This is a genomic window from Nocardia sp. FBN12 (genome assembly GCF_054031145.1).
This window is the reverse complement of record NZ_CM132926.1, coordinates 3,272,753-3,293,887: the sequence shown is the minus strand read 5'-3', so window position 1 is coordinate 3,293,887 and position 21,135 is coordinate 3,272,753. Positions and strand designations below refer to the sequence as shown.

Annotated in this window: 19 protein-coding genes; 6 read left to right on the top strand and 13 right to left on the bottom strand. The window is 68.1% G+C overall.

What is annotated here, in order from left to right; all coding sequences use genetic code 11:
* Nucleotides 1–71 precede the first annotated feature (71 nt).
* Nucleotides 72–803 carry a maleate cis-trans isomerase family protein gene (locus tag ACWZHB_RS15860; RefSeq protein WP_427908706.1) on the top strand — a complete coding sequence of 244 codons (732 nt, stop codon included), beginning with the start codon at nt 72–74 and terminating at the stop codon, nt 801–803.
* Nucleotides 790–1,446, top strand: a complete 657-nt coding sequence (locus ACWZHB_RS15855) for a GntR family transcriptional regulator (protein WP_427908705.1) — start codon at nt 790–792, stop codon at nt 1,444–1,446. Before ACWZHB_RS15860 ends, ACWZHB_RS15855 begins: the two co-directional genes overlap by 14 nt.
* A 10-nt stretch (nt 1,447–1,456) precedes the next feature.
* On the opposite strand, the gene ACWZHB_RS15850 is transcribed toward ACWZHB_RS15855, so the two are convergent.
* A complete protein-coding gene (locus tag ACWZHB_RS15850) occupies nt 1,457–3,067 on the bottom strand; it encodes a serine/threonine-protein kinase (RefSeq protein ID WP_427908704.1) in 1,611 nt (536 codons plus the stop codon).
* Between the two features lie 141 nt (nt 3,068–3,208).
* On the opposite strand from ACWZHB_RS15850, the gene ACWZHB_RS15845 reads away from it, so the two are divergent.
* Nucleotides 3,209–4,060 (top strand): isocitrate lyase/PEP mutase family protein, encoded by an 852-nt coding sequence (locus ACWZHB_RS15845; protein WP_427908703.1) that lies wholly within the window; start codon nt 3,209–3,211, stop codon nt 4,058–4,060.
* Nucleotides 4,061–4,137: 77 nt separating this feature from the next.
* On the opposite strand, the gene ACWZHB_RS15840 is transcribed toward ACWZHB_RS15845, so the two are convergent.
* Both ACWZHB_RS15840 and ACWZHB_RS15835 read right to left on the bottom strand, forming a co-directional pair.
* Nucleotides 4,138–4,758: a DUF305 domain-containing protein gene (locus ACWZHB_RS15840; RefSeq protein WP_427909178.1), complete on the bottom strand. Its 621-nt coding sequence runs from the start codon at nt 4,756–4,758 to the stop codon at nt 4,138–4,140.
* Nucleotides 4,759–4,760: 2 nt separating this feature from the next.
* Nucleotides 4,761–6,404 (bottom strand): LVIVD repeat-containing protein, encoded by a 1,644-nt coding sequence (locus tag ACWZHB_RS15835; protein ID WP_427908702.1) that lies wholly within the window; start codon nt 6,402–6,404, stop codon nt 4,761–4,763.
* A 229-nt stretch (nt 6,405–6,633) separates the two neighbouring features.
* Here ACWZHB_RS15835 and ACWZHB_RS15830 point away from each other — a divergent pair, with 229 nt between their 5' ends.
* Nucleotides 6,634–8,382, top strand: coding sequence for a BCCT family transporter (locus ACWZHB_RS15830; RefSeq protein WP_427908701.1), 1,749 nt, complete (start codon nt 6,634–6,636; stop codon nt 8,380–8,382).
* On the opposite strand, the gene ACWZHB_RS15825 is transcribed toward ACWZHB_RS15830, so the two are convergent.
* Nucleotides 8,379–9,299 (bottom strand): 3-methyladenine DNA glycosylase, encoded by a 921-nt coding sequence (locus ACWZHB_RS15825; protein WP_427908700.1) that lies wholly within the window; start codon nt 9,297–9,299, stop codon nt 8,379–8,381. The genes ACWZHB_RS15830 and ACWZHB_RS15825 overlap by 4 nt on opposite strands.
* Before the next feature lie 242 nt (nt 9,300–9,541).
* Between ACWZHB_RS15825 and ACWZHB_RS15820 the strand changes: the two genes are divergently transcribed.
* Entirely contained in the window at nt 9,542–11,179 is a 1,638-nt protein-coding gene (locus ACWZHB_RS15820; RefSeq protein ID WP_427908699.1) for an FAD-binding protein, read from the top strand.
* A gap of 97 nt (nt 11,180–11,276) precedes the next feature.
* Here the strand turns inward: ACWZHB_RS15820 and ACWZHB_RS15815 are convergent, their stop codons facing one another.
* The 5 genes from ACWZHB_RS15815 to ACWZHB_RS15795 form a co-directional block, all read right to left on the bottom strand.
* Nucleotides 11,277–11,801 (bottom strand): SRPBCC family protein, encoded by a 525-nt coding sequence (locus tag ACWZHB_RS15815; protein ID WP_427908698.1) that lies wholly within the window; start codon nt 11,799–11,801, stop codon nt 11,277–11,279.
* Complete coding sequence (locus ACWZHB_RS15810) at nt 11,798–12,163, bottom strand: ArsR/SmtB family transcription factor (protein WP_427908697.1); 366 nt, start codon at nt 12,161–12,163, stop codon at nt 11,798–11,800. Before ACWZHB_RS15810 ends, ACWZHB_RS15815 begins: the two co-directional genes overlap by 4 nt.
* Nucleotides 12,164–12,231: 68 nt before the next feature.
* Complete coding sequence (locus tag ACWZHB_RS15805; protein ID WP_427908696.1) at nt 12,232–12,816, bottom strand: TetR/AcrR family transcriptional regulator; 585 nt, start codon at nt 12,814–12,816, stop codon at nt 12,232–12,234.
* 29 nt (nt 12,817–12,845) lie between these two features.
* The gene (locus tag ACWZHB_RS15800; RefSeq protein WP_427908695.1) at nt 12,846–14,408 is read right to left on the bottom strand and encodes a PDR/VanB family oxidoreductase; all 1,563 of its coding nucleotides are present in this window, start codon (nt 14,406–14,408) and stop codon (nt 12,846–12,848) included.
* A gap of 116 nt (nt 14,409–14,524) precedes the next feature.
* Nucleotides 14,525–15,505 (bottom strand): Lrp/AsnC family transcriptional regulator, encoded by a 981-nt coding sequence (locus ACWZHB_RS15795; protein WP_427908694.1) that lies wholly within the window; start codon nt 15,503–15,505, stop codon nt 14,525–14,527.
* 141 nt (nt 15,506–15,646) lie between these two features.
* On the opposite strand from ACWZHB_RS15795, the gene ACWZHB_RS15790 reads away from it, so the two are divergent.
* The gene (locus ACWZHB_RS15790; RefSeq protein WP_427908693.1) at nt 15,647–16,021 is read left to right on the top strand and encodes a VOC family protein; all 375 of its coding nucleotides are present in this window, start codon (nt 15,647–15,649) and stop codon (nt 16,019–16,021) included.
* Between the two features lie 42 nt (nt 16,022–16,063).
* Here the strand turns inward: ACWZHB_RS15790 and ACWZHB_RS15785 are convergent, their stop codons facing one another.
* From ACWZHB_RS15785 to ACWZHB_RS15770, 4 genes are all read right to left on the bottom strand, one after another.
* On the bottom strand, nt 16,064–17,128 hold the full coding sequence (locus tag ACWZHB_RS15785; RefSeq protein ID WP_427908692.1) for a hemolysin family protein: 1,065 nt from the start codon (nt 17,126–17,128) through the stop codon (nt 16,064–16,066).
* Nucleotides 17,121–18,476, bottom strand: coding sequence for a hemolysin family protein (locus ACWZHB_RS15780; RefSeq protein WP_427908691.1), 1,356 nt, complete (start codon nt 18,474–18,476; stop codon nt 17,121–17,123). The genes ACWZHB_RS15785 and ACWZHB_RS15780 overlap by 8 nt, the downstream gene beginning before the upstream one ends.
* 275 nt (nt 18,477–18,751) lie before the next feature.
* Nucleotides 18,752–20,188: a GuaB1 family IMP dehydrogenase-related protein gene (locus ACWZHB_RS15775; protein ID WP_427908690.1), complete on the bottom strand. Its 1,437-nt coding sequence runs from the start codon at nt 20,186–20,188 to the stop codon at nt 18,752–18,754.
* 51 nt (nt 20,189–20,239) lie between these two features.
* A complete protein-coding gene (locus tag ACWZHB_RS15770; RefSeq protein WP_427908689.1) occupies nt 20,240–21,100 on the bottom strand; it encodes a DMT family transporter in 861 nt (286 codons plus the stop codon).
* Nucleotides 21,101–21,135: the final 35 nt, after the last annotated feature.

Genomic DNA, 21,135 nt, shown 5'->3' with positions numbered 1-21,135 from the left:
CGCGACATTCTGCCCAGGGAAATGGCTCGTCAATGTCTTCTGACGCGACAACTTCTTCTGAACGGAGCGAGATGCACATGCCGACAATCGGATTCATCTACCCCGACCATGCCGCCGAGGACGACTACCCACGCGCGGCCGCCCTGCTGAATGCCGCGTTGCCGGTTGCCCATATCTACGGCACCGACCTGCACGCGATCGCCGAACTGCTCGACCTGGGCAGCCCGGAGAAGCTGAGCCACGGTGCGTCGCTGTTGGCACCCGAGAAGCCCGACGTAGTGGTGTGGGCATGCACCTCGGGCAGTTTCGTCTATGGCCCCGAGGGCGCTCGCGGCCAGGTCGAGAGCCTCGCCGAGGCGGCCGGTGTGCCCGCCTCCAGCACGAGCTTCGCGTTCGTCGAAGCGGCGCGGGCACTCGGTGTGCGGCGGGTGGCCGTGGTCGCGAGCTATCCCGAGGAGGTGGCGCGATTGTTCGTCGACTTCCTCGCTGACGCGGGCATCGACGTGGTGTCGATGTCGAGCGCGGGCATCGACACCGCCGCCGAGGTCGGCACCCTCACACCCGAGCAGGTCCTGACCCTGGCCGTCGCCAACGACCACCCCGACGCTCAGGCGCTGCTCATCCCCGATACCGCCATGCATACTCTCGAGGTGCTCCCGAAACTCGAGGCCGCGCTCGGCAAGCCGGTGCTCACGGCGAACCAGGTGACCATCTGGGAAGGTCTGCGGTTGGCCGGGGTGACCGCGGTCGCGCCGGAACTCGGCGCGTTGTTCGCGGAAGGGGGTCGCCATGTCGATCATTGATTTCGAACCCGTCAACCAGCAGTCGACCGCGGAGATGATCGCCGACCGGCTGCGCGAGGCGATCATGCGCGGTGCGCTCGCACCCGGTGCCCAACTCGGTGAAGCCGATCTGGCAACCAGTTTCGGTGTCTCCCGCGGACCCGTGCGCGAGGCCATGCAACGCCTGGTCCAGGAGGGCCTGCTGTTCAGCATCCGCAACCGCGGCATCTTCGTCATCGAACTCACCACCGACGACGTCATCGACATCTACCGCGCCCGCGCCGCCCTGGAAGGCGGCGCGCTCGACCTGATCCTCGACGGCCGCCGCGAGATCGCCTACGCCGCCCTGCAACCCAGCGTCACCGCCCTGCGAATCACCGCCGAAGCGGGCGACGCCCCCGGTGTCTCCGACGCCGACCAGGCCTTCCACGAGGCCCTGGTCACCGCCGCCGACAGCCCCCGCCTCGTCCGCGCCGCCCGCACCCTCCTCATCGAAACCCGCATGTGCCTCGGCGCGCTGCAGACCACCTACCCGGACTTGCGCGAACAAGCCCGCGAACATGTCGAACTCCACGAAGCGATCGGCACCGGCTCCCCGGAACGTGCGCGTGCCCTGCTCAGGGAACACATGGACGACGCGGTGCGGCGCCTGCGCGACCGCTAGCCGCCGTCGATCACGTCAACGGCACCGTCTTCCACCAGTCGAGCAACTGGGCCATGGACGGATCGTTGGTCGCGCCGAGGCCGTAGGAGTACATGATGAATTTGTCGCGGCGAGGGTCGTTCGGGAAGACCGTCGCGATGCGGGGGGCGTCGGTGGGCGTCGAACCCCATTTGTAATTCGTGTAGGCCGTGTCGCCGTTGATGTCGACGTCTCTGGCCGCGCCCGCGAAGGTGTCGGTTACCTGCTTCGCCTCGGCGGCGGATGCGTAGCGGAAGATTCTGACGTCGGGCCACCGGGTGAGACTCGCGGGAATCATGTAGCTGTTGGCGTACCCGCATTCCCACATCGCGGTGGGCTTGCCGAGCTGCGGGTCCGGTTGGGAACCGACAAAGAACCAGTGGATCGTGCTCCTTTCGTTGAAAACGTCGCCACTGCAGGTTGCTTCGCCGAATCCTGGTCCCGAACCCCATGTCTGCCCGGCCGGTATCTCGGTGGTGGGGAGCATGTGCGCGAATGCCTGGCGCGCCTCGTCCAGATCGCGCTGCGGCGGAGTGCGATTCGTGGTCAGGACCCAGACGCCGATACTCGCGGCCACCACCACGACGAGGCCGACGCAGAGCCCGATGATCCAGCCCGCGTTCGAGCGGCGTCGCGGTGCGGGGCGGTAAGGGTACGCGCCGTGCGGTGCCGGCGAATACGGACGGGGCGCGGGCGAGTTGTGCTGTACCGGAGCGGGATACGGCTGCGCGGGGCTCGGCGGCGGGGCCGCGGCTGGTCGCTGTCGCGGGGCGATCCCGCTCAGCGCGAGCCGTGCCGCGTCAGCGAAGTCCGCGCAGGACGCGAATCGGTCGGCCGGTCGTTTCGCCATCGCGCGGGCCAGGACCGCGTCCAGTGCGGCGGGCAGGCCGGGGCGAGCGACAGACACCGCGGGCGGCTGTTGTTGCAGGTGGCCCTGGATCACGGCCGCCGGATGGACCGATTCGAACGGCGCTGTCCCCGCGAGCAAGAGGTACAGGGTGCAGGCCAGTGAGTACTGGTCGGCGCGGCCGTCCATCTGCGCCCCCGTCAACTGCTCGGGCGAGGCGTAGGCGAGGGTCGCGGTGAAGGTCCCCGTTCGGGTGAGGCGATTCGCCGCGTCGTCGACGACCCGCGCGATGCCGAAATCGGTGAGATACACCCGTTGCTGGCCGTCGGACGCCTTCGCCAGCAGGATGTTGGCCGGTTTCACGTCGCGATGCAGGACGCCTTTGTGATGGGCGAAGTCGAGGGCTTTGGCGGTCTCACCGACGATGTAGACGGCCCGTTCGGGCGGCAACGTCAGCGGGTCGACGGTGGCCGCGTCCACCCCATCGATGTACTGCATGGAAATCCAGAGTCGGCCCTCATCGGCACCACGGTCGAACACGGTGACGATATTGGGATGCTCCAACTGCGCGACCAGATCGGCTTCCCGCTCGAACCGGGCACGTAACTCGTTGTCGGAGAACAACTCCTCGTTCAGCAATTTCAGCGCGAGCAACCGGGGCAGTCGCGGATGTTTGGCCAGGTACACCGCACCCATGCCGCCATGACCCACCCGCCGCTCGATCGTGTATCCGGCGAAAACCGCACCGTCGCGCACCCGCTGCCCCTCCCTCACATCCGATCGCCAGCGTTTCGATGCTAGTTCAGACCCGCGGCCGGGTCATCGGCGAAGTCCGGTGGGGACCGGCAGGGCAGAATGGGCCGGGTAAGGACACCCCGACTCCCCGCAGGAGCTCTCGTGGACAGCGCCCAGCGAGTACGCGCACAGGCATTCGTCGATCTGCACCGCGAAGGGTGCTTCCTGCTGCCGAATGCCTGGGACGCGGGGAGCGCGCGGATTCTGGAGTCGGTGGGATTTCCGGCGATCGCGACCACCAGCGCCGGGGTCGCCTTCTCCTTCGGCCGCCCCGATCACGACTTCTTCACCGAGCACGGTGCGCACGGTCGGGTGGATCGGCCGACGATGATGCGGCGGATCCACGAGATCACCGGCGCCGTGCGGGTGCCGGTCAGCGCCGACCTCGAGGAGGGGTACGGACCGGACGCCCAGGAGGTGGCGACCACCATCTCGCTGGCGCTCGAGGCCGGTGCCGCGGGCGGCAATATCGAGGACTTCACCGGCGATCGGAGCACCCCGCTGTTCGACGAGGTGCATGCCGTGGATCGGGTACGGGCGGCGCGCGCGGCGGTGGCTGCCAGCGGTGAGCCGTTCGTCCTCGTCGGCCGAACCGACGCGTTGCTGGTCGACGCGGGACTCGACGCGGCGATTCGCCGCGGCAACTCCTACCTCGCCGCCGGTGCGGACTGCGTCTTCGTCCCCGGCGCTGCCGACGCCAGCACGATCGCCACCCTGGTCGACGCCCTGGACGGACCACTCAATGTCGTCATGGGACTGACCGGCGCGTTGTCGATGGCCGAACTCGCCGACCTCGGCGTCCGCCGGGTCACGGTGGGCGGCAGTATCGCCCGCTCGCTCTATCGCCACCTCCTTGACGCGGCTCACGAGCTCGCCGAGCACGGCACCTTCACCTACGGCGACACCCAACTCAGCCAATCGGCCCTCAACGACCACTTCACCGACCGCACCTGATAGGCGCAGGCGCGCTGGACAATTGATCACCAGGGATGTCCCGCGAGCCGATCCACGTGAGTGCCTGTTGATCTCGGTCAGGACGTAGGTCTGGCGCCTCGGAGGTCGAGGAGCATGCCCAGGTAGCCCAGTTCCTGGCTTTGTGATTGGGCCATCGCGCGGGCGGCCTGTTTGACGGGTCCCGAGGTGAGGAGGGTGTCGGCGGCGCGGGCCATCGTGATTCCGCCCGCGTGATGGCGATACATCAGTTGCAGGAAAAGGGTTTCGGCGTCGGACCCGCGAGCCGAGGCGAGGGTGTCGAGGTCGGCGGTGGTGGCCATGCCCGGCATCGTGGTCGGTGCGGTGGTCGAGTGGTGGTGGGTGCCCGCCATCCAGGTCATCGGGACGGTCGCGGTGGGGGCGGCGCCGGCCAATTGGGTCCAGCCGAGCAGGGTGCCGATCTCGACCCGCTGGGTGTCGGCGATCTGGTCGGCCAGTCTGCGCACGGTGGGGTCGGCGGCCGGGTCGAGGCGCTCGGTGAGGATCAGCGCCTGCTGATGGTGGGCGGTCATGTCCTGGACGAATCCGAGCTCTGTCGCCGTGAGAATTGTTGGGGGAGAGGATGTTTCAGTGATGAACAGCGGTCGCAGTGCCGCGCCGAGCGCGAGGAGGAACACGGCGGCAGCACCCGCGAAAGCCAGGCGGATCACCCGGTTCATGCTCACGACCCGACCGTGGACTGCTGATTCGCGGGCGGTGTGTACACCTCGTTGTCGAGCTGCAGCACCATGAACCCGTTGTCGGAGCAGGTGACATACAGCTGGTCGCCACGCCACTCCGGTGGCGACAGGCACCAGTCCGTGGACAGGTCACCGAACGCGACATCGCCTGCCCGGGAGGTCAGCACCTGTGCCGGATCGAACAGCCCTTCGGCCATCGACCGCAGTGCCGCCGGTGCGCTCATCACCGGAATGCCGATGATCGAGGCAAGGGCGTGTGGCGAGTTCCAGATCTCGAGGTTGTGGCCAGTGCGGGCGGGCGGGTTGAAATAGGCGATCTCGCGGATGTCGCCGGGGTCGCGGACGTCGAACACCCGGATACCGGAGGAGATCCACCCGCAGGCCAGTGCGGTCGGATTGTCGGGACGGTCGGCAGTGCAGTAGTGCGATTCGTAGGAGAACGCCGAACCGCCCATGGCGGAACCGACACCGGCGTCGATGTTCTGGGGCAGGTTGATCTCGAGTTTGATCTTCGCGGTGATCCGGGGCGCGCTGTCGTCGGACACGTCGATGAGTTTCACCCCACCGGAACCGCCCTCGTCGACGGTGAACAGGTGCGGCACACCGTCATAGGTCACGGGCACGCTGTGCTGGGTGGCCCAGCCGTCGGTCCAGAACGTCCGGCCCAGGTGCGGCACGTGCGGATTCGGGTCGCGCCGTTGCACCGCGCTCACGTCGAGCACGGTGAATCCGCCCAGTGCGGAGATGTAGAGCCGGTTTCCGTCCGGACTCACCCCGAGCCCGTGCGCCTCGATCCCCGTCAACCCCTGCCAGATCACCCGGGGATTCGCCGGATCGGTGAGATCGACCGCGCTGAGAAAGCCGGGCACCAGGCCCGATGCCCAATACGTGCGACCGTCGGGGGAGAAGCCACCCTCGTGCGTGGTGATCGGCAGTGGCATCAGCAGATTCGAGCCGGTACCCGGATTGAGCAGGCGCGGATGCGCGCAATCGGAGATGTCGTACACCGACAGGTAGCCGGCGCCGATGCCCACCGGCACGCCCGTCCCGACGAGCAGTTTGCGAGTCGTGTTGACCTTCAATGTCTCCCAGGTCCCGGCCAGCATGGCGGGCTCGGCGAGCGTCGCGGTGAGCCGCGGATTCGCCGGATCGGAGACATCGAGGACCTGCACGCCCTGGTGCTCGCTGAGCATGTTCCCGGGGAAGAAGGTGCCCATATAGGCGCAGTGCTCGAAACTGGTGGAGGTGATGCCTGCCCCGCGCCCGGCATAACCGCCGATCATCGACATATTGCAGCGATAGCCCTGGGTACTGCGTCCGCTGTCTCGGTCACCCGCGGGCACATCGCCCTGCAATCCGGATTCCGGCAGCGATCCGGGCCCACAATCGGCGCGCGGCACCGCCGTTCGGCCCACGTCGAGGAATTCCTGCACCGTGCCGGTCAGGTCGGCGCCGAAATCCGCGGACGCACCCGACGGCAGGCCGATCGCCACCAACGCGGTGATCGCGGCCAGCGCCACGTACCGGACAAGCGAATGTCGTCGGGGTGGTGTGCTGGCTATTTCCCCTGGCCGGACCGTGGGTGCGGCAGTCGACGGTGTACCGGTGTGCGGACGTGATGGCATTTGTTGCCCCCCGATCAATGATGCGGAGAACCCAACTGGCTCAGACAGTTGTGTCCTGTCACGAATACTAAGCCGCACGAATGGTTGCCGTGGGGCGTTTCGGGGAACAGGGTGTTGGGCGGTGCTCGCGCTTACGGCGGGTCACCGTCCATACGCTGTACGGTTGCTCTGCACGACAAGCGCGTCTGTAAAGGCGGGGAGTTTCCGCGATCGGAGAGGACTCGGATCCATGTCGAACGATGTCGTAGGAAGTTCCGGCACCGCACCGCCGCCCGGCGGAGTGGTAGCCGGTGGGTCGCCGGGTAGACCCCGGCTGGATCTACTCATCTTCTGCGCCACCGCGATCGGTGCACTCGCCTTCGTCGCCTGGGGTGTGCTCGACGACGAGGGCCTTGCCTCCGCGGCGAGCACGGCTCAGAAATGGGTCATCACCAACACCGGCTGGCTGTTCGTGCTCACCGCGACAGCGTTCGTGGTGTTCGTGATCTGGCTGGCGATCAGCCGCTACGGCCGGATCCCGCTGGGCGCCGACGACGAGAAACCCGAATTCCGCACCGTGTCGTGGATCGCGATGATGTTCAGCGCGGGCATGGGCATCGGCCTGATGTTCTGGGGTGTGGCGGAACCGTTGTCGCACTTCGTGAACCCGCCGCCGCACACCGCCGAACCCGGCTCACCGGCCGCGGGTGAGATCGCCATGGCCACCACCTTGTTCCACTGGACCCTGCACCCGTGGGCGATCTACGCCGTCGCGGGCCTGGCCATCGCTTACGGCACGTTCCGAAAAGGCCGCTCACAGTTGATCTCCGCGGTGTTCCGGCCGCTGCTCGGCCACCACGCCGACGGCATCGGCGGTCGGGTCATCGACATGATGGCGATCTTCGCGACCCTGTTCGGCTCGGCCGCCTCCCTCGGCCTCGGTGCCCTGCAGATCGGCGCGGGCATGGAGTTCAACGGGTGGATCGACAGCATCGGCAAGGTCGGTCTGGTCGCGATCATCTCGGGGCTGTGCGTGGCCTTCGTGCTGTCGGCGGTCTCCGGCGTCGCGCGTGGCATCCAGTGGCTGTCCAACATCAATATGGTGCTGGCCCTTGCCATCGCGGCGTTCGTGTTCATCGCGGGCCCGACGCTGTTCATCCTGAACATGCTGCCGACCTCGCTCGGCGACTACATCGAGAACCTGCCCACCATGGCCTCGCGCACCGGCGCCGGTGACGAGGCGATGAAGGCGTGGCTGTCGAGCTGGACGATCTTCTACTGGGCCTGGTGGATCTCGTGGACGCCGTTCGTCGGCATGTTCATCGCGCGGATCAGCCGTGGCCGCACCATCCGCCAGTTCGTCACCGGCGTGTTGCTGGTGCCGAGCGTGGTGAGCCTGCTGTGGTTCGCGATCTTCGGCGGCGCGGGCATCTTCGAGCAGACCAAGGACGGTGACCTCACCGAAGCCGACGGCACGGTCGACTCCAACTTCGCGCTGTTCCACCTGCTCGACCAGTACCCGATCACCTCGGTTACCACGGTGGTCGTGATGATCCTCGTCGCCATCTTCTTCGTCTCCGGTGCCGACGCGGCCTCCATCGTGATGGGCACGCTGTCCGAGCGTGGCAGCATCGAACCGTCGAAATGGGTTGTCATCTTCTGGGGTGCGGCCACCGGCGCCGTCGCCGCGATCATGCTGGCGATCGCCGATTCCGACAATCTCGGCGGTGCGCTGACCGGCCTGCAAGCCTTGACCACCGTCGTGTCGCTCCCGTTCCTGGTGGTGATGGTGGCCATGTGTGTGTCGTTGTACAAGGACCTGAGCGACGACCCGCTGATCGTGCGAATGGACCGCGGCGTCGAACTGGTCGAGATCGCCGTCGACAAGGGCACCGAACTGCACGACGGTGATTTCGCCCTCGTCACCGAGGCGTCGGTGGAGGAGCCGGAAGGTCTGACTCTCGACAAGGACGAGCCCCGAGCGACGGATCGGAGCTAGCCGATAGCGTCGAATCCGGCCTGCGCCGAGGACAACTCGGCGCAGGCCAGCCGCAGGCGAGCGCGCAGTGCGTCAGCGGATTCGGCGATGGCTGCCTGGGCGCGAACGTAATCGGCTCGGCCGGTGGGGGTTTCGATGCGGACCGGTTCGTAGCCGAAATCGGACAGGTCGTAGGGACTGGCTCGCATATCGAGTTCGCGTGCGGTGCAGGCGAGTTCGAAGCAGTCGAGGAGTAGATCCGAGGAGATCAGTGGGGCGAGTTTGAATCCCCACTTGTACAAATCCATGTTGGCATGCAGGCAACCCGGCTGTTCGCGCTCCACTTGGTCTGCGCGGGCGAGCGGTTCGGCGTTGCGGCCCACCGCCTCCGGCGTGAAGAAGCGGAACGCATCGAAGTGCGTGCAGCGCAACGACATCGACTCCACGACCGCGTCGGTGCCCGCGTGGCCCAGACGCAGCGGAACCTGCTGGTGCCGCACCTCGTCGGTGCGATAGACCATCGCCCACTCGTGCAGTCCGAAACACGACAACTGCGCCGGACGCCGCGCGGTGGCGGTGAGCAGCCGGGAGACGAACGCGATCGTGTCGCGTCGCTTCGACAGATACGCCGGGTCGGCGGTGAACACGCCCCGCTCCCGAGCAAGCTCGTAGTACCCGCGCGCACCGCGGTATTCGCCCGCGTCGCGCAATCCGATCCCGAAGCCCGGATGCCAGCGGCGCAACTGCGAAGGCTTGTTGCCGTAGTAGGTGAACAAGAAATCCACGACCGGATGGGTGGTCCCCGCCGCCCGCCGCTCCAGATACGGCCCGACCAGGCGGTCGAGCCGCTGCCGGTGTGCCTGCGCACGAGCCTGCCACTCGAGCACTGGTAACACCGGTGGGTCGAGGGGCGGGGTCAGGTCGTCGTGCACGTTCACCTGGCCATTCTCCCGCACCGGTCCACGGCGACGGATCCGCCCCGAACCCGCCCTCGGGTCGACACGTGGCCCGCTGTGGGGCTACTCGAGTGAACCGGCGCTGTCCGGATCGGCATCGGATGCAGGACGACAGTGGCTGTGTACAGGCATCGCAAGCGCGCGAGGAGAAGGCTGCCGGTTGACCCCGCCGGATTTCTAGAACACGTTATAGTTTGACTGGAACATGTGACAGTCGGGCGGCGATGTGGTCGGCCTTTGCTCGAGAGGTGGAACAAGTGCGGACCTGGGACGATGCAGCCGATGTCGTGGTCGTCGGATACGGCGGCGCGGGGGTGGCCGCGGCGCTGGCCGCGCGGGAATCCGGCGCCGAGGTCTTGGCCGTCGACCGGTATCTGGGTGGCGGTGCCACGGCGCTGTCGGGTGGCATCGTGTACGCGGGCGGCGGCACGTGGGTGCAACGTGCGGCCGGCATCGACGACGATGTCGACAACATGCTCGCGTATCTGCAGGCCGAGGTCGGTGACGCCGTGAGCGCCTCGACGCTGCGCCGATTCTGCGAAGGATCCGCGGCGATGATCGACTGGCTGACCGAGCACGGCGTGCCCTTCCAGGCGTCGGTGTGTCCGTACAAGACGTCGTACCCCACCGACGACTACTACTTGTACTTCTCGGGCAGCGAAATGTCGGGCCGCTATCGGGAACTCGCGAAGCCACGCCAGCGTGGCCACCGCGTCCACGGTCCCGGCGTCTCCGGCAAGGCACTGTTCGGGCCGCTGGCCGAGTCGGCGGCCCGGCGTGGCGTTCGCGTCCGCACCGGTACCAGGGTGACGCGGCTCGTTGTCGAGGACGGGCGGGTGACCGGCGTCGAGGCGGTCACGATCGACAACGCGCCCGTGGCGGTGCGCCGCCGATTCGCCGCGCTCGCTCGCCTCTCGGCGAAACCCGGTGTGTATCACCCTGGTCTGCGCCGGGCGATGGAAACGCTGCTGGCCCGGATCGAGCACAAACACGGACTGCCGGTCCGGATCCAGGCCAGATCCGGAGTCGTGCTCACCACGGGTGGGTTCATCGCGAACGGGGAGATGGTCGCTCGGCACGCCCCCGCCTATCCGTGGTCGCAAGGACTGCCACTGGGGAGCGCTGGTGACGACGGCAGCGGCATCACCATGGCCCTCGACATCGGTGCGGCCAGCGGCAACATGGACGCGATGTCGACGTGGCGCTTCATCGCCCCGCCCAGCGCCCTGTTCGGAGCGATCGCGGTGAATGCCTCGGGCCGGCGCATGATCGACGAGTCCCGCTACGGCGCGGCGCTGGGCGCGGCCATCGCGGCCAGCCCAGGCCACCGCGCATGGCTGCTCGTGGACGCGGAGCTCGAGGCCGAAGCCCGTCGGCAGATCGGCACCCAGTCGGTGTGGTTCCAGCGAATGCAGACCGAGCGCCTGCTGCGGATCGGGCGAGTGGGCGGCGACACCGTCGAAGAGGTCGCCGCGCGCGCCGGGATCGACGGGTCCGCGCTGCGGGAAACCGTGGACGCGCACAACCGAGCTGTCGAACACAACCGTCCCGATCCGCTGGGTAAACCCGACGACATCCGTCGACCTCTTCGCACCGGACCCTTCGCCCTGCTCGACATCTCGTTCAAGGCGCGGCTCACCTATCCCATGCCGATGCTCACCCTCGGTGGTCTGCTGGTGGACGAGGACACCGGCGCTGTGCGCGCCGAGAACGGGGGAGTCGTGGCGGGACTCTTCGCCGCCGGGCGTGCGGCGGTCGGCGTCTGCGCGAATTCCTACGTCAGCGGGCTGTCGCTGGCCGACTGCGTCTTCTCCGGACGGCGAGCGGGCACGCACAGCGCGCAGCCGCTGCTGCGCAGGTGAGCACCCCGTCGACATCCTGATCCACGGCCTCGGGACCCTTGATCGCTTACCCGGCGAACAGTAGTCGAGCCCCGCGGCGGCACATCGTGGATCCAGCTCAGCTCTCGCGCCCGAATTCCTCGCGGTAGTGCTCGGACAAGGCAGGGTAGTAGTCGTCGAAGCTCACGGTGGCTGGGTCGCGGTCGTCTTCGGCGGCGACCAGACGGTCGAGGTAGTAGTCCCAGCCCGGTCCGACGTTCTCCGCCATGGTGGGGTCGGGCACGTTCTGGGCGAACGTCAGCGTGGTGATGCCGCCTTCCTCGGTGAGGTCGAGGCGCAGCTGCCAGTGTTCGGGGTTCTCCCCGTCGTAGGGCATGGAGGTGGTGACCCGCAGCCGGTACGGGGCGTCGCATTCGTCGATCCGGAATCGCTCGGCGGGCATCTCATCCTCGAAGAGCATCTGGAACTTCACCTCGCCGGACGACGGGTCACCGGTCCAGGTGCCGAGCCAGCGCGCGAGTCGCTGCGGGTCGGTGACGGCGGCCCAGACGTCGGAGATCGGTGCGCGAAAGGTTCGGGTCCATTCGCAGTAGATGCCGTCGGTGCGGTCGCGGCGGTGTCCGCTCGCGGTGGGGGTGCTCATGCGGTCTGCTCCTTGTCGCTGTTTGTGCTCGGCGTGGCTCGGCGTTCCCGGGTGGTGCGGCGGACCTCGAGGTCGAGACCGTCGAGCGCGTGCTCCGGAATCGGCAGCCGGGTCGGCTGCAGCTGTTCCAGATAGTCGTGCAACGGTGCCAGGCCCGCGCGGGCCAGGCGATAGTGGCGTTCGCGGCCGTGCGATTCGGCGCGGACAAGGCCGGCGTCGGTGAGTATCCGGAGATGCTTGCTGATCGCCGGCCTGCTGATGGGGTATTCCGCGGCGAGATCGACGACCCTGGCTGGTGCGTCGGCAAGGCGGCAGAGCAGGTCGCGGCGCACGGGGTCGGCCAATGCCTCGAATACGTCCACTCCTTAATTGGTAAGCTATCGGTTACCAATCGTCAAGGGTGAATCGCCGGGGACGGCCTACGCGATATTCAGGACAGCAGAGGCAGGACGATGTCGTCGACGATCTCGGTGATCGTCGTGTCGGGCAGGGGAGTGCCCTCGGTCAGGAACCGGAACATGACCAGTTCGGGTCCGAGGGTCGCGGCAGGCGAGTGCACGGCGTCGGCGCGGATCTCGCCTGCGGCGGCCGCGGCGCGCAGCAGTGCGCGCATGTCGACCGCGCGCGGGTCGAAGATCGATTCGTGCAGTGCCGTCATCAGCGCGGGTCGGCGGTGGGTCTCGCTGAGGACGGCACGGAGGATGCCACCGAACGGGCCTGCGAGCCCGGCCGCCATGCCGCGCAGGAGCGCCAACAGATCGTCGCGGAGGTTTCCGGTATATGTCGGCCCCGCGCGCAGCGGAAACCCGTGGCGCACAGCGTCGAGCACCATGTCGTCCTTGGTTTTCCAGCGTCGGTACAGGGGTGCTTTGCCGCAACCGGCTCTGGCTGCCACGCTCTCCATCGTCAGGTTGCCGTAGCTCACGTCGGCGAGCTCACCGAGCACGGCGGAATGAATGGCACGCAGCAGATCCTCACCCCGGCGCCGGGTGCGTACTGGCTGTGCGGAATCCATTCCGACCAGCGTAGCGGTGCTGGGTGCTGTCAGGCGTCGACCACCAGCAACGGTCCTCGGGACCGAGATACGCACGGGTGGAAGATGTCCGCGCAGTCCTCGGCGACGTCTGTGCGGTGGTCGGGATGCCCGGCTTCGACTCGCAGCACACAACTGCCACACAGCCCGTTCTCGCACGACCCCGGCGCGGTGGGCAGAGCTGTTCGAAGGGCTTCGAGGGCGCTGACCTCGGCGGGAACGCGGACGACGCGGTGGGCTCGCGCCAGGTACAGGTCGAAGGCCGCGTTGGGTGCGTCGTCTCGTGGGGCGGGTGCGAAACGTTCGAAATGTAGTGTGGGACCGGCATATTCCGACATGGCGCGGATCAGGGTGTCGGGCCCGCAGCAGTAGACGGCGGTTCCGCCGGGTTGCTCGGCGAGCAGGGCGGGTAGGTCGGGACGTGGTGTGGTCGCCGAGGGCAGCACCGTGACCCGCTCGCCATAGGCGCGCTCGAGGTCGGCGGCGAACGGCATATCGTCGCGCGATCGGCCGCGGTAGATCAACCGCCACGGTCGGCCGTCGGCGGCCAGGCGCGCGATCATCGGGAGGAACGGCGTGATCCCGATGCCGCCGGCGACGAACACGTACGCGGGCGCTTCGACCAGCGGGAAGTTGTTGCGCGGGCGGCTGATTCGCACGGTGTCACCGACTGTCAGTGCGTGGATCTCTCGCGAGGCGCCGCGTCCGCCGTCTTCGCGCAGCACGGCGATGTCGTAGCCGGTCCGGTCGGTGGGGTCGCCGCACAGTGAGTACTGCCTGGTCTTTCCGGAGGGCAGGGTGAGGTCGAGGTGTGCGCCCGGTTCCCATGGGTTCGCGTCACCGGCGATGCGCAATGCCGCGACGGCAGGGGTGAGCATGATGACCCGTTCGATCGTGCCTGTCGAGGTGTGTTCGTCGCGGAGGCGAGGCGTGGTCGTCTTCCGCGCTCGCCACAACCGGCTGACGAGCGCGATGACCAGCGTCGACAACGACACCACCGGCGTCGGATCACCCACCGCGACACCGAAACCCAGATCGACCAGCGGCGCGAGGACACCGAGCGCGTACAGCCAGGTCGGTGCCGCCACCGGACGTGTGCGAGCCCGTTCACCCCACGGCGTCCGTCCCCACGGCTTGGCGACCGACAGCCACACCTGAAAGGCCAGCACCGCGGCCATCACGCCACCGGTGATCCCCAGCGCGACCGCGGAACCGTCGACGCCCTTTTCGGCCGCCGCCACGGACTCGTGCATCGCCGAGGACAGAATGAAAATGCCGACATACAGCTGTCCGATGGTGAGAACGAATTTCACGCACACCCACCAGTGGTGGAAGTACCCCCACGCGGTGACCGCAGCCAGGATCAGGCCGGTGAAAGCAGCCGTATTGGCCGAATACACCAGCACGGTCTGATCGAGCAGTTCCGCCGCGGCCGCAGTGCCCGTTTTTCGCTCGCCCGGTGCCGAAATGGCACTGACCAGCAGGAGTACGGACAAGGCGGCCGCTTGGCTGAGCCAGCTGACCGCCGAGATCACATGCAGCCACACGAGCAGATGGCGAAGACCTCGCGACATGAACTCCCCTTAAGATACGGAATCGTATCTTAAGTATCGGATGGCGGGCGGCCGTTCACATCCGGGCAAACCCTGATTCGGCGTGGTTTCGTTCGGCCGACGCAGAGGGGCCGGCCTCAGCGGCGGGGAAGTGGAAGCGGGCCAGCACGTTTGATCCACTCGGCGACGACCTCGGTGTGCGCCCGATTCACCCCGGGTAGCGCCCCGATGCCGTCGGCGAGGTAGTTGTGCAGGGCCTCGGCGTCAGTGAGTTCGAGGATGGCCAGCACGGTGCTCGTGCCACTCGTGGTGGCGGCGAAGGCCACCTCGGCATGTGTACCGAGGGCGTCGGCGACGTACCGAAGGGACTCGGGACGAACATCGAGCCGGCAGATGACGTCGATGCTGCGGCCGTACAGTTTCGGATCGACTTCGACTTCGAACATCAGGACGCCGTGCGCGGTGAGCTCGGTGATCCGGCGGCGCACAGTCGATTCGGCGATCCCTGACGCTCTGGCGAGCCGCGCGACGCTCATCCGGCCGTCGGTGGCCAGCAGTGTCAGCAGGCGCTTGTCCTCGGCGGTGTGCGACGGGACGGGCCGAGGCTGCGCGAGGTCGGGATGATCGTGCTGGAGCAGAGCGCGCTGTTCCTCGGGGGTGAGGGCTTGGAGCCGGCCGGGCCACCCGCCGACACCTGCGACGGGTGCGAGCAGCCGCTGGGCGGTGACATCCCCGACCTGCGGCATCTGCCGGAGCTGGGCAAGCGCGTGGCAGTCGGCGGCTGTCGTCCGCAGAATGCAGAAAAGTCCGCCGGTACCGGCCAGCGAGGCGATCCAGGATGTGTCCGCGCGGGCGGCCAGCGCGCGGGCAACCGTGCCGGCCGAGCCCGGCGACGGGGTGAGGTCGATGATCCAGTCCGCCTGGTCCGGCCCGTCGTGGCGGGTGATACCCACGATGCGCAGGATCAGCTGAGAACGCAGGCGGTGATAGCGGCGGGACACACTGCGCTCCGACATGCCGAGTACCGCGCCGATCCGGGCGAACGAGGCGCGAGATTCGAGCTGCAGCGCATGCAGCACGCGCCGGTCATCGGCGTCCAAGCTGACTGGTTCCACCACAATCCGCCACTCTAGTGTCAGTATCCGCCGGGACGTGGTCGTGTGAACGACGATCTTCCGCACGCGAAGCACAGTGAGTTCGTGGCCCGCCGACGGGTCGCCCGGCTCGCCGGACCGCATGATTTCCGAGGAGAAGATTCCGTGCTGACAGTTCTGCCCATCCGATACGTTGCCGACGTGGCGGCCTCGCGCCGCTTCTACGAAGGTCTGGGACTCACCTATCGCGCCGACGGTGGCGTCGCGGTCTGGGCACAGCTCGACGCGCCTGCCGGGGCGGTCGGTGTCCACGACGCCGCTGTGTCGAAGGGGCGCGCGCCCGGGGCGGTCGAGCTCGGCTTCTCCACCGACGAGCCGCTCGAGGACGTAGCCGCCCGCCTTGCGGCGGGCGGCTACGACTACACGCTCGTCGCGGAGGACTTCGGCCGCAGCATCCGGGTGACCGATCCCGACGGTGTTGTCGTCCAGATCCAGGAGATCGATCCCGAGACGGTTCGCCGCTCGCAGGCTCGACTCTGAACCGGACCGCCTGCGGCCGGGGTCCGGTGTGGAGCGAGGAATTCAGTCGGCGATGCGGTGGGTCCCGTCTCGGACGGTGCCGACGAACTCTTCGATGAGGTCCTCCAGGGCGACCACGCCGACGGTGTTGCCTCGGCTGTCGACGACGCGGCCCAGGTGGCTGCTGGTGCGGCGGAGACGAGCCAGTGCCTCGTAGAGCGGAGTTCCGGTGCTCACGGTGGGCAAGGGGCGGATGTCGGTGCGGGGGATGACGGTGTCGGGACCCGCGTTGTCGTCGGCTACCTCGTCGAGGACGTCCTTGATGTGCAGGTAACCGACCAGGGAGCCGTCCGACGCGGCCACCGGGTAGCGGGAGAAGCCCGTTTCGGAGACCGCCGCTTCGACCTCGCCGAGGGTGGTGCCGTTGCCGATCAGCGGTACCGATCTGGCTTTGGCCAACGGGACCATGACGTCGCCGACGACCTGGTCGGAGGTGCCGAGGGCCTGGGTGAGCCTGCGGTGTTCCTCTTCGTCGAGGAGGCCCTCGGAGCGGGATTCGCCGATCATCTCGGCCAGTTCCACGGTCGACACGGTGGCGTCGAGTTCGTCCTTCGGCTCGATCCGCATCATCCGCAGTGTCATGTTCGCGGCGAGGTTGTACAGCGCGATCAGCGGCCGGGCGATCCGCAACCACAGCAGGTGGATCGGCACCAGCAGCAGCGCCGAGCGTTCCGGACCCGCGAGCGCGATGTTCTTCGGCACCATCTCGCCGAGCAGGATATGCAGGATCACCACGATGGTGAGCGCGAGCGCGAAACCGACGGGATGCAGGAGCTGATCCGGCAGGCCGAGCAGTTCGAACGGACGCTCGATCAGGTGCGCGATCGCGGGCTCGCCGACGCGGCCGAGCAGGATCGAGCAGATGGTGATGCCGAGCTGGGCCGCGGCCAGCATGATCGACAGGTTCTCGCCCGCCTCGATCACTGTTTGCGCCTTCTTCTTCCCTTGTGCGACAAGGGCTTCGAGGCGGTCGCGGCGGGCGGAGATGAGCGCGAACTCGGCGGCGACGAAGAACGCGTTGCCTGCCAGGAGCGCGACGGTCAGGAAGAGTCCGAACAGGTCACCCATGGTTGTGCTCCCGTTCCGCCAGGTTCGCCGCGTCGACCGGGATCAGCCGCACCCGGTCGATGCGCCGTCCGTCCATTCGTTCCACCCGGGCGATCCAGCCGCCACCGGAACCGCGGGATTCGGGCAGCACCACGTCGTCGGCGGTCACCGGGATGCGGCCGAGCTGGGCCAGTACCAGCCCGCCGAGGGTTTCGTATTCACCTTCCGGCGCGTCGTAGCCGGTCGCGCGCGACACCTCGTCGATGCGCATCAGACCCGAGCAGTCCCAGCCGTCGGAGACCCGGCGGACATCGCGTTCCTCCTCGTCGTGCTCGTCGCGCACGTCGCCGAGGATCTCCTCGATCAGGTCTTCCATGGTCACCATGCCCGCGGTGCCGCCGTATTCGTCGACGACCAGCGCCACCTGCATGCCGTCGGCGCGCACCCGCTCCAGGACTTCGTCGCCGTCCAGGCTGGCGGGCACGATCGGCACCGCGACGGCCAGCTCGCTCAACCGGATCTGCTTGCGCAGCTCGCCCGGATGGGTGAACGCCTGCTTGACGTGCACCACGCCGAGCGTGTTGTCGAGGTCGCCGTCGACCACCGGGAACCGGGAGTAGCCGGTGCGGGCGGCGGCGGCGATGAGGTCGGCGATGGTGTCGTGGCGGTCGAGCGATTCGACCTTCACGCGCGGGGTCATCAGGTCCTCGGCGCTGCGCTCACCGAATTCGAGCGAGCGGTCCATCACCTGCGCGGTGCGTTGATCCATCGCGCCACGCTGGGCGGAGGTGCGCACGAGCGAACCGAGCTCCTGGGGCGAGCGGGCCGAACGCAATTCCTCGGCGGGCTCGATGCCGAACCTGCGGACCACCTGGTTGGCGGAGCCGTTGAGGAAGCGGATGAGCCACTTGAACAGGGCGGAGAACCCGATCATCGGACCAGCGGTGAGCCGGGCGACCTTCATCGGCTCGGCGATCGCGATGTTCTTCGGCACCAGTTCGCCGTAGATCATCGACAGCGAGGTCGCGATGATCAAGGCCAGTGCCAATGCCACAGCGTGCGAAGCTGTTTCGCTCAAGCCGAGGCCGCTCAGCAGCGGATCGAGCAATCTGGCCAGGACGGGTTCGGCGATGTAGCCGGTGATCAGTGTGGTGATCGTGATGCCGAGCTGGGCGCCGGAGAGCTGGAACGACAGGGTGTGATGGGCCTGTTTCACCAGCCGTGACCGGGTGTCACCTTCGCGGGCGGCCGCTTCGACGGTGCTGCGTTCCAGTGCGGTGAGGGAGAACTCGGCGGCGACGAACAGCGCCGTTCCGAGGGTGAGTGCGACGAAGCCGAGCAGGCTGAGCACGGTCAGAACGATGGACATTCTCAGCACCGCCCGAGCGGTGCCGGCGGGAAAGGTCGAACGGACGCTGCGAAAAGGAGGACGCCGGGTTTGTCACCCGGCTCCGTAGAGGAGCCCTCCTGTGTGGCGCCCTTGGACGCGGGTGACAACTGGATCCTTTCGAGGCGGGAGTCGAGCAGGTGCCGTGATCGGCAACTCCATAGTAATCGGTGCCCACCCATGATGTGTCAGCGGCGCGGGGCCGGACACGACAACGGCGGTCGATCGAAGGTTCGATCGACCGCCGTGTGCGCGGTTCACCAGCCGCTGGGCAGCGGCCTTCCCTCGGCGAAGCCCGCGGCGGACTGCACGCCGAGCACGGCCTTGTCGTGGAATTCCGGCAGCGAGCGGGCCCCGGCGTAGGTGCAGGAGCTGCGCACGCCGGAGCAGATGTGGTCGATGAGGTCCTCGACGCCGGGACGCTCGGGGTCCAGACGCATCCGCGAGCTGGAGATGCCCTCTTCGAACAGTGCCTTGCGGGCGCGGTCGAAGCTGCTGTCGGCGGCGGTGCGGGCGGCGACGGCGCGCTTGGAGGCCATGCCGAAGCTTTCCTTGTACTTGTTGCCGTCGCGGTCGATGCGCAGGTCGCCCGGGGATTCGTAGGTGCCCGCGAACCAGGAACCGATCATCACGTTCGACGCACCGGCGGCCAGCGCGAGGGCGACGTCGCGGGGGTGCCGAACGCCACCGTCAGCCCACACGTGCACGCCGAGTTCCTTTGCCGCGGCGGCACATTCGGCCACGGCGGAGAACTGCGGGCGACCGACACCGGTCATCATGCGGGTGGTGCACATGGCGCCGGGGCCGACACCGACCTTGATGATGGTCGCGCCGGCTTCGGCCAGATCGCGAGTGCCTTCGGTGGAGACCACGTTGCCCGCGACCAGGGGCAGGCCGAGGCCCAGATCGGCGACGGTGCGCAAGGATTCGAGCATTTTGGTCTGGTGGCCGTGCGCGGTGTCGAGGACGAGCACGTCGGCGCCCGCCTCGGCGAGTGCCTTCGCCTTGGCGGCCACGTCACCGTTGATGCCGACGGCGGCCGCGACGCGCAGCTTGTTGTTCGCGTCGACGGCGGGGGTGTAGATGCCCGCGCGGACGGTGCCGGTGCGGGTCATCACGCCGGCCAGGGTGCCGTCGGAGTTGGTGAGCACCGCGAGCTGGGCGTGCGCCTCGGCGAGGCGGTCGAAGATGTCGCGCGGGGACGCCTCGACAGGCACCTGGACGAAATCGGTGAACGCGACCTCGCGCAGGCGCGCGAACCGGTCGACATCGGCGCAGGCGGCCTCGGTGACCACCCCGACGGGCTTGCCGCCCTCGACGACCACGACGGCACCGTGCGCGCGCTTGTGCATCAGCGCCATCGCGTCGGACACCGAACGATCGGGGTCGAGGGTGACGGGGGTGTCGGCGGTGAGCGAGCGGCTCTTGACGAACGCGATGGTGTCGGCGGCCGCCGGGATCGGCAGGTCCTGGGGGAGCACCACGAGGCCGCCGCGCCGGGCGACGGTCTCGGCCATCCGCTTGCCCGCGACAGCGGTCATGTTCGCGACCACGAGGGGGATGGTGGTGCCGGACCCATCGACGCTGGCCAGGTCCACATCGAACCGGGACGCTACCTCGGTCCGGTTCGGGACCAGGAACAGGTCGTCGTAGGTCAGGTCATACGGCGGCTGGGGTCCCGGAAGAAATCGCACTTGATTGATAGTAGCCCTGTGAGCACCGCGGTGTGCAATCCTCGCGACGTTTCAGCGCGCGGGTTCGTCGGCGACCGCTCTGGTGCGGCACAGCGCGACCGTCGCCGCGCACATCACCACCACGCAGGCGCCGACCACGATCAAGCCGACGCCGTCGGTGCGTAGGTGCTCGTCGAGGGCGGTGAGGCCGAGGAACGCGGCGGCCAGTGGTTCGGCGATGGTCGCGGCGGGCAGCGAGGCCGACAACGGTCCGGCCTGGAACGCGCGCTGTTGCAGGTACACGCCGAGCAGTCCCGCGGCCAGCAGCGTCCAGGTCTGCCACCCGCCGAGCACCGCGCCGATCCCGTCGCCGAACAGGGTGACCACGCGATCGGTAAGTGCCGCGGCCGTTCCGAACAGGGCGCCACCGGCGAGGCCGAGGGCGAGCGCCTGCCCCGATCGGCTGGCGATCAGCAGTCCGGTGACGGTCGCGGCCACGACGACGGCGAGCAGAATCGCCAAGGGCATCAACCACTCTCGGAACGGCGCCGTGTCCTCACCCGCGGTCGGATCACCCACGATCAGGAACAGCGCGAGCGCCCCGACGAGAATCAGCGCGATCGTGGCGGCGCGGGCGGTGATCCGCTGCCCGTTGAGTCGCGCGGACAGCGGGAGCGCGAAGACCAAGGCGCTCACCAGAATCGGTTGCACCACCAGTACCGCGCCGAAGGCCAGCGCGACGACCTGCATCGCGTAACCACCGGCGTCGCCGACGACGCCGGACCACCAGCGTGGGCTGCGGAGCAGGCCGCCCAGCAGCGACTTGCCTTCCGGTACCGCCGCGGCCGCCCGTTGCTGCGCTACGGCGCCCAGCGCGATCAACATGGCCGCGATGAGCGCGAAAACGACGGTGGCGATCTCATGGTTCGTCACGGGCTCAGTGTGCGGGATCCGGCCCTTGCCTGCGC